Here is a 7,254-nt window from a genome sequence, read left to right on the forward strand (position 1 = left end):
GATCATCTTCAGAATGACGTCGAACGGGTGGTCGTCAACGGCCGCCAGATCGGATACGTCCACCACGTCAAACCGGTCTACGTAGCGCTCTGCGGCCCCGACCTCGCCCGCGCGGTCGAGGTCTCCCAGAAGCTGACCCTGGACCAGAGCATCAGAGATCTTCTCAACACGGTCCCCATCGAGGTCATCGACCCACGTTTGGCGCAGCGCGCCTGAAAAAAGTCGTGGTCGGCGGATACCGGGGGCACGGCATCCGCCGGCCAGGACGCTCGGGCCATCGCGCGCCTGAGAAACACCCATCAGCGCAAGGCCTTGATGCCTCTGTGCGACCGGCGTAGCGTCGCCCCATGACGAACAACGTGAACAACGACGATTACGTCGAGCCAGTCGTGCCCGCCGACGAATACCACGGACGTGAACCCGCTGTGCTGCCGAGGGGCGACGACGACCACAACGCGGACTACACGACGACCGGCGACCCCATCGATTCCCCCGATCACCTCGCCGAAGAAGGCCGCCTGCACGCCACCACCGGTAACCCGCTGACCGGTGAGGACGACGCTGAGGTGGGTGTCGACTACACGACCCCAGGCAACCCGATCACCTCCGCCCAGCACGAGGCCGAGGAGGAGATCCCGCACGCGACGCCCGGGAACAACTCGGCTATCCCTGAGAACTGAGCGCAACCTCTTCGCCGGGCCACGACGCCGCGCGTTCCGGCGACGCCGTGCCGCCATACATGGACATACCGAGCGAGGTTCACGCGCCGACTGGGACCAGGATCGCCGCTACTGCTAGCCTCCGAGGGGTACAACGGCAGAGAGAAAAGACCCGAATGGCTCACCGATTCACCAAACTGGCGACGATGGTCGCGGCATCCGCCCTGCTTCTAACCGGATGCGCAACCGGTTCATCCGAGGCAGATGAACCAACGACACTGTCGTTCCGGCTGTGGGACGAGACCGTCGCAGAGGCGTACGAGGAGTCCTTCGCCGCCTTCGAAAAGAAGAACCCGGACATCACGGTCGAGGTGAACGTCGTCACATGGGCCGATTACTGGACGCAACTGCGCACGGACGTCGCCGAGAAGGCGGCGGACGACGTGTTCTGGCTCAACAACGCGTACTTCGGCGCCTACGCCGACGCCGGCAAGCTCGTGGACATCAGCGCCTTGTTCGGTGAGAAGTCCACCGGCATCTGGGAGCCCAGCATCGTCGAACAGTTCACCAGAGCCGACACCCTTTGGGGTGTGCCGCAACTGTACGACGCCGGGATCGCCGTCTACTACAACACGGCACTGCTCGAGAAAGCGGGGATATCGCCGGATGATCTCGAAAACCTCGCCTGGTCGCCAGACGAAGCCCAGGACACCTACCTGCCGGCCGCTCGTGCCCTCACCCTCGACGCAGCTGGCGCATCCGCCTCCTCACCGAGTTTCGACGGCACCCCCGTTCAGTACGGCACGAACATCGCCTACGACACCCAGGCGATCCTGCTCCCTTTCATCGGCTCCAACGGAGGGGCCTTCCAGAATGGTGACCAGTTCGCCTTCTCAGACCCCAGGACGGTGCAGTCCGTCGAATACCTCGTGAATGCGATCAACACCGCCAAGGTGGCACCGTCGGCGTCAGAGACCAACGCGAATGGCGATTTCAGTCGGGACGCGTTCATCGGCGGCAAAATGGCGATGTTCCAGTCCGGGCTCTACAACCTCAAGAACGTGGCAGAGGGCGCCGAGTTCGAGTGGGGTGTTGCTTCGATGCCCAGCGGGCCGGCCGGCCGGGTGTCGGTGACGAACGGTGTCGTCGTAGCCGGCAACGCGGAGTCCGAGAAACAGGTGGCGATCGGCAAACTCCTCACCTGGCTTGGATCCGAGAAAGCGAACAGGTACCTCGGTGAATCAGGTGCCGCCGTTCCTGCCGTGACGAAGGCCCAGAAATCGTACTTCGACTTCTGGGAGAAGGAGGGCGTCTCCGTGCAGCGGTTCTTCGAGGTCGTCCAGGGTGAAAAGCAGATCCCCTCTCCCAAGGGGACGAGCTACGGCAAGGCATTCGAGGAGTTCGATCCGATCTTCCAGGAGATTTTCGCGGGCACAGTGAAGCCCGCAGTGGGCCTCAAGCAAGCGGAGGGCGCGGCGAACGCTGCCATCGCGGGCTGAGCTCGGGGCCAGCGTTCGCTGTTGCGCATGAATTCACTCGTTGTGGACGCGTTCACGCGGTGCGCCGAGTGTTCCGGTCCGAACTGCGTGAATTCGCACCGGACCGGCGGCGGGGCAGGCCCGCGTCGAGGAGGATCCGCGTCAGCAGCGGTGCCCGTAGGGCGTCACTCCACAGCCACCGGGACATCCCGTAGCCTGCCGCTCGCATCAGATCCTCACGCTTCTTCTCTGCCCACACGATCTCCTCGATCGACTGCCCCTGCGTGTATTCGGCGCGGGTGTACTTCGTAAAGCCGTCGAATTCGCCGAGCAGCCGGTGCTCAGGCCAGCCGACGTCCGCATGCCACAGCGTGCCGTAACGGTCGACGACGGGGTACTGAAGGACTGGAGCCGGAAAACCACAGAGGTGAATCTGCACACGGCTGGCTGATTCGCCCGGTGAGCCTGAGAGGTGCGAGGCGAACTGCACAGCCACGCGGGCGCGGGCGGTACCGGGAGCGCCATCGAGCGCGTCGATGCGGTCCAGGAGCGTTGCTCGGAGCCGGCCGGCGGCATCCGTGGTGTGTTCCTCCTTGACCGCGCCGGCGAACGCTCTGTCGAGCGTCGCAATGGCGGACATAAATCCCGACCGCCGCGCCAGGTCGAGCAGTGTGCGCACGCGGCTGGTCACCAGCACCCCATCGATCTCGGCGACATCGCCGTCGCTGAGGGGTGCGTTGTGCCAGATCACCCCTCCACCGGAACTGCGCCGCCGTCCGTCGGCGGTGAACACGTGCACCGCTTCGGGCCAGGCGCCGATGACGGGCAGATTCCAGATCGCCGCAGCCGATTCGAAGCCGAAGACGGCGTCGCCCTTGCGTGTATCGAGGACCGCCCGCATTCTCAGCAGGTGGCGTTCGCGGCCGGCGAGCTCGGACCAGACGGATGCCTCCGCATACACGCCGCGTCGGATGCTCGTCAGCGTTCCTGCTGCACGCGCGCGCCGAAGCGACCGGCCATCCGCGCCAACAAGCCTGTCCGATCGGGAGAGCTGGACGGCGTCGGGGTCGCGCAGGGGATCGATGCTCATGTCGTCCAGACTTGCGCGCGCTGCAGCATCCGCTCCTGTGCGAATGCAGGATGTGGATGTCTGCCCGATTGCGGCGCCGGTGTGGGGGAGTGGCGGTCCGTGCCGCCGGACCACCCGCTCCGGACGAGCTCACCCCCGGTGCGCCGGGTGCTTTTGTCCGCAGTGGGTGAAGAGGTGGCCGGGGTGGCTGATCCGAGGGGATGCACAGCCGCTCGCCGGATGCCTCCGGCTTGGTAGCGAGCTGCCACGCCGATCCGGTAAGCTACTCAGGTTGCCCGTGTGTGCGCATTCTGCTCCCGCGCGTCGCAACGATGCTAGAACCCTCCTGCCGCAGATCGTCTGCGGCCGTTCGAGTCCGAAGGAGGTGGGTTAGTGACGCATCAGTATGAACTCATGGTTATCCTCGACCCCGAGATTGACGAGCGCACCGTTGCTCCCAGTCTCGACAAGTTCCTCAATGTCATCCGCAACGATGGTGGAACCATCGACAAGGTTGACATCTGGGGCCGTCGTCGACTGGCTTACGAAATCAACAAGAAGACCGAAGGTATCTACGCCGTCGTCGACTTCACCGCGACGAGCGAAGCCACGGTCGAACTCGACCGCCAGCTGAAGCTGTCGGAGGCCGTCATGCGCACCAAGGTGCTGCGGGCCGAAGAAGCCATCGCTCTCGTCGAGTCCGAAGGCAAGCGCGCCGAGGAGAAGGCAGCCCGCAAAGCTGCTGCCACCAAGGCCAAGGTCGACGCCAAGCCCGCAGCGGCTGAGGCGAAGGCTGTCGCCGACGCAACGCCCGCAGCAAAGGACGCTTAGTCCCGATGGCTGGCGAGACCGTCATCACCGTGGTGGGTAACCTCACGTCAGACCCCGAGCTGCGTTACACGCAGAACGGCCTGGCGGTTGCCAACTTCACCATCGCATCCACTCCGCGTAACTACGACCGTGCGTCGAGCGAGTGGAAAGATGGCGAAGCACTGTTCCTGCGCGCGAGCGTTTGGCGTGAATTCGCCGAGCATGTCGCCGGATCGCTCACCAAGGGTAGCCGTGTCATCGCTACCGGGCGTCTGAAGCAGCGTTCGTATGAAACGAAGGAAGGCGAGAAGCGCACGTCGATCGAGCTCGAAGTAGACGAGATCGGTCCCTCGCTTCGTTACGCCACCGCACAGGTCACCCGTGCTCAGTCCTCCGGTGGAGGCGGCGGCCGCGGCCCCGCAGCCGTCCAGCAGGACGAGCCATGGGCGGCCAGCGCTCCGACGGCTGCTCCAGCCGGCGGCGCAATGGCATCAGGCTCCGGCGACAGCTGGAACACGCCCGGTTCCTACGGCGACGACACCCCCTTCTAAACACTTCTCTGCCAGGGAGGGAGCTTCGGTTCCCTCCGCGGCAATACACCTAAGGAAACTCATATGGCTGGAAAGTCTAGCGGCGCAAGCCGCAAGCCTGTCCGCGGTGGCAAGGGCGGCAAGCCGCTCGCTCCCGCGAAGGCGATCCGCGTCGGGGTCATCGACTACAAGGATGTCCCCACCCTCCGCAAGTTCATCTCCGAACGCGGAAAGATCCGCGCACGTCGCATCACCGGCGTTTCGGTCCAGGAGCAGCGCCTCATCGCACGTGCAGTCAAGAACGCACGCGAGATGGCACTGCTTCCATACGCCGGCTCCGGCAGGTAAGGAAACCGACATGTCAAAACTCATCCTCACCCACGAGGTCACTGGCCTCGGTACTCCTGGTGACATCATCGAGGTCAAGAACGGTTACGCACGTAACTACCTGATCCCGCAGGGCTTCGGCATTGCGTGGAGCCGCGGTGCTGAGAAGCAGGTCGAGCAGATCAAGGCCGCGCGTGCAGCGCGCGAGCTTGCCACCCTCGAAGAAGCCCAGGCGCTCAAGACGGCGCTCGAGAGCACCAAGGTCAAGCTTGCCGTCAAGGCTGGCGCAGAAGGCCGCCTGTTCGGTTCGGTCAAGACCACGCACGTGGCGGATGCCGTCGCGGCAGCCGGTCTCGGACAGATCGACAAGCGCAAGATCGAGATCTCCACCCCGATCAAGTCGGTCGGCCAGCACGAGGCGACCGTTCGCCTCCGCGAGGACCTCAGCGCAGTCATCACCCTCCAGGTGGTCGCTGCCAAGTAGGCACGCTTCATTCTGTGGCGACGGGCTCCGGCTCGTCGCCACAGGTGTTTAACGCGCGTTCCCTGCCGGGAAAAACGTGAGGAAAAATACAGCAGGATCGCTGTTTCGTATACCCCCCGACGGCGTCCCGTCAGGTCTTTTGTACACAGGCACACGACGCGCGACGCAAGCTTCAACAGGGAGTCGAAAGAGTTTCATCCCCACAGCCTGTGGAACACGGATTCCCTGGTCAGAGAAATTTTCTGTGTCGAAAATAGTTTGTTCTCCACAGCTTTCCCCACAGGTTGTGCACATCAGGTGCGGCGTTTCGCGCAATTCGTCCACAGAGTTATCCACAGGGCCATTTGTGCCAGGGGCGGCTTACTCATAGTGTGAGGCAGCGCAGGTTCCTACCGGCGTGAGCCGCCTCATCCGCTCACCGTGTCGGTGGTTGGGTATTGGCTTCATTGTGAGCATGACGGCCGTGCGCCGCCGGGTCGAACCGGCCCGCCGCTGAAGGAGGATTTTGCGTGTCGATCGCCCATCTCGGTCTCTCCGACCAGACTCCGGCCGGTGAAAACGGCGGTGAGTACCGGGCCGACCGCACTCCGCCGCACGACATGCTCGCCGAGCAGTCGGCCCTCGGCGGGATGCTCCTCTCCAAGGATGCTGTCGCCGACGTCGTCGAGTCGGTTCGCGGTGTCGACTTCTACATTCCCAAGCACGAGATCATCTTCGATGCGATCCTCTCGCTCTACTCGCACGGTGAACCGACCGACGTCATCACCGTCACCGACGAACTCATCAAGACCGGCGAGCTGTCCCGCGCCGGTGGCGCCGACTATCTGCACACGCTGACCCGGCTCGTGCCGACGGCGGCAAACGCCGGGTTCTATGCGTCGATCGTCGCCGAACGGGCGCTCCTTCGCCGTCTGGTGGAGGCCGGAACCCGCATCGTCCAGATGGGGTACGCGGGTGAGGGTGAAGTTCTCGACCTGGTGAACACCGCACAGGCAGAGATCTACGGGGTGACCGGATCCACCACCGCTGAGGACTACGTCGCCCTCAACGAGGCAGTCGGCACGGCTTTCGAGGAGATCGAGGCAGCCAACGGCACCGACGGCAAGATGGTGGGCGTGCCCACCGGATTCGCCGAGATGGACGACCTGACCAACGGCTTCCACGGCGGCCAGCTCATCATCGTCGCAGCGCGGCCCGCCCTGGGTAAGTCGACCCTCGCACTCGACTTCGCTCGCGCGGCGTCGATCGGCAACGACCAGCCATCCATCTTCTTCTCGCTGGAGATGGGGCGAAGCGAGATCGCGATGCGGCTACTCGCGGCTGAAGCATCCGTACCCCTGCAGAGCATGCGCAAGGGCACCGTCGATCAGCGCGACTGGAACAAGCTCGCCGCGGTTCGCGGTCGCATCAACGACGCACCGCTCTACATCGATGACAGCCCCAACATGACGCTCGTCGAGATTCGGGCGAAGTGCCGCCGGCTCAAGCAGAGGGTCGGGCTCAAGCTCGTCGTCATTGACTATCTGCAGCTGATGACCTCCGGTAAACGGGTCGAGAGCCGCCAGCAAGAGGTGTCCGAATTCTCCCGAGCGCTGAAGCTGCTCGCCAAGGAGCTCCAGGTGCCGGTCATCGCCCTGTCGCAGCTCAACCGTGGCCCGGAGCAGCGAGCCGACAAGATGCCGGCCATCAGCGACCTCCGTGAGTCCGGATCGCTCGAGCAGGACGCCGACATGGTCATCCTGCTGCACCGCGAGAGCGCGTACGAGAAAGACAACCCACGGGCAGGTGAAGCGGACCTCATCGTCGCCAAGCACCGTAACGGCCCGACCAGAACCGTCACGGTCGCTTTCCACGGGCACTACTCGCGGTTCGCGGATCTGGCGCCTGCCTAGACACT

Annotated in this window: 9 protein-coding genes; 8 read left to right on the forward strand and 1 reads right to left on the reverse strand. The window is 64.2% G+C overall.

From position 1 onward, the window contains the following. From JWP90_RS00420 to JWP90_RS00430, 3 genes are all read left to right on the forward strand, one after another. Positions 1 to 216 (forward strand): hypothetical protein (locus JWP90_RS00420; protein WP_297358447.1); only part of this gene is annotated, 216 nt, incomplete at its 5' end. 131 nt (positions 217 to 347) lie between these two features. Continuing rightward, positions 348 to 680: a hypothetical protein gene (locus JWP90_RS00425; protein ID WP_297358449.1), complete on the forward strand. Its 333-nt coding sequence runs from the start codon at positions 348 to 350 to the stop codon at positions 678 to 680. Positions 681 to 835: 155 nt separating this feature from the next. Next, entirely contained in the window at positions 836 to 2,158 is a 1,323-nt protein-coding gene (locus JWP90_RS00430) for a sugar ABC transporter substrate-binding protein (protein WP_297358452.1), read from the forward strand. A gap of 52 nt (positions 2,159 to 2,210) precedes the next feature. On the opposite strand, the gene JWP90_RS00435 is transcribed toward JWP90_RS00430, so the two are convergent. Further along, on the reverse strand, positions 2,211 to 3,227 hold the full coding sequence (locus tag JWP90_RS00435) for a hypothetical protein (protein ID WP_297358454.1): 1,017 nt from the start codon (positions 3,225 to 3,227) through the stop codon (positions 2,211 to 2,213). A gap of 372 nt (positions 3,228 to 3,599) precedes the next feature. Between JWP90_RS00435 and rpsF the strand changes: the two genes are divergently transcribed. The 5 genes from rpsF to dnaB all read left to right on the forward strand — a co-directional run bounded on the left by rpsF (position 3,600) and on the right by dnaB (position 7,249). Beyond that, positions 3,600 to 4,037, forward strand: coding sequence for a 30S ribosomal protein S6 (rpsF, locus tag JWP90_RS00440; RefSeq protein ID WP_297358456.1), 438 nt, complete (start codon positions 3,600 to 3,602; stop codon positions 4,035 to 4,037). A gap of 5 nt (positions 4,038 to 4,042) precedes the next feature. Further along, positions 4,043 to 4,567, forward strand: coding sequence for a single-stranded DNA-binding protein (locus JWP90_RS00445; protein WP_297358458.1), 525 nt, complete (start codon positions 4,043 to 4,045; stop codon positions 4,565 to 4,567). Between the two features lie 63 nt (positions 4,568 to 4,630). Then, positions 4,631 to 4,894, forward strand: a complete 264-nt coding sequence (gene rpsR, locus JWP90_RS00450; RefSeq protein WP_090711605.1) for a 30S ribosomal protein S18 — start codon at positions 4,631 to 4,633, stop codon at positions 4,892 to 4,894. A 10-nt stretch (positions 4,895 to 4,904) separates the two neighbouring features. Beyond that, complete coding sequence (rplI, locus tag JWP90_RS00455) at positions 4,905 to 5,357, forward strand: 50S ribosomal protein L9 (RefSeq protein WP_297358461.1); 453 nt, start codon at positions 4,905 to 4,907, stop codon at positions 5,355 to 5,357. A gap of 509 nt (positions 5,358 to 5,866) precedes the next feature. Next, positions 5,867 to 7,249: a replicative DNA helicase gene (gene dnaB / locus JWP90_RS00460; RefSeq protein WP_297358462.1), complete on the forward strand. Its 1,383-nt coding sequence runs from the start codon at positions 5,867 to 5,869 to the stop codon at positions 7,247 to 7,249. Positions 7,250 to 7,254 lie beyond the last annotated feature (5 nt).

The organism is Mycetocola sp. (assembly GCF_025464835.1).
Classification (GTDB): Bacteria; Actinomycetota; Actinomycetes; order Actinomycetales; family Microbacteriaceae; genus Mycetocola_A.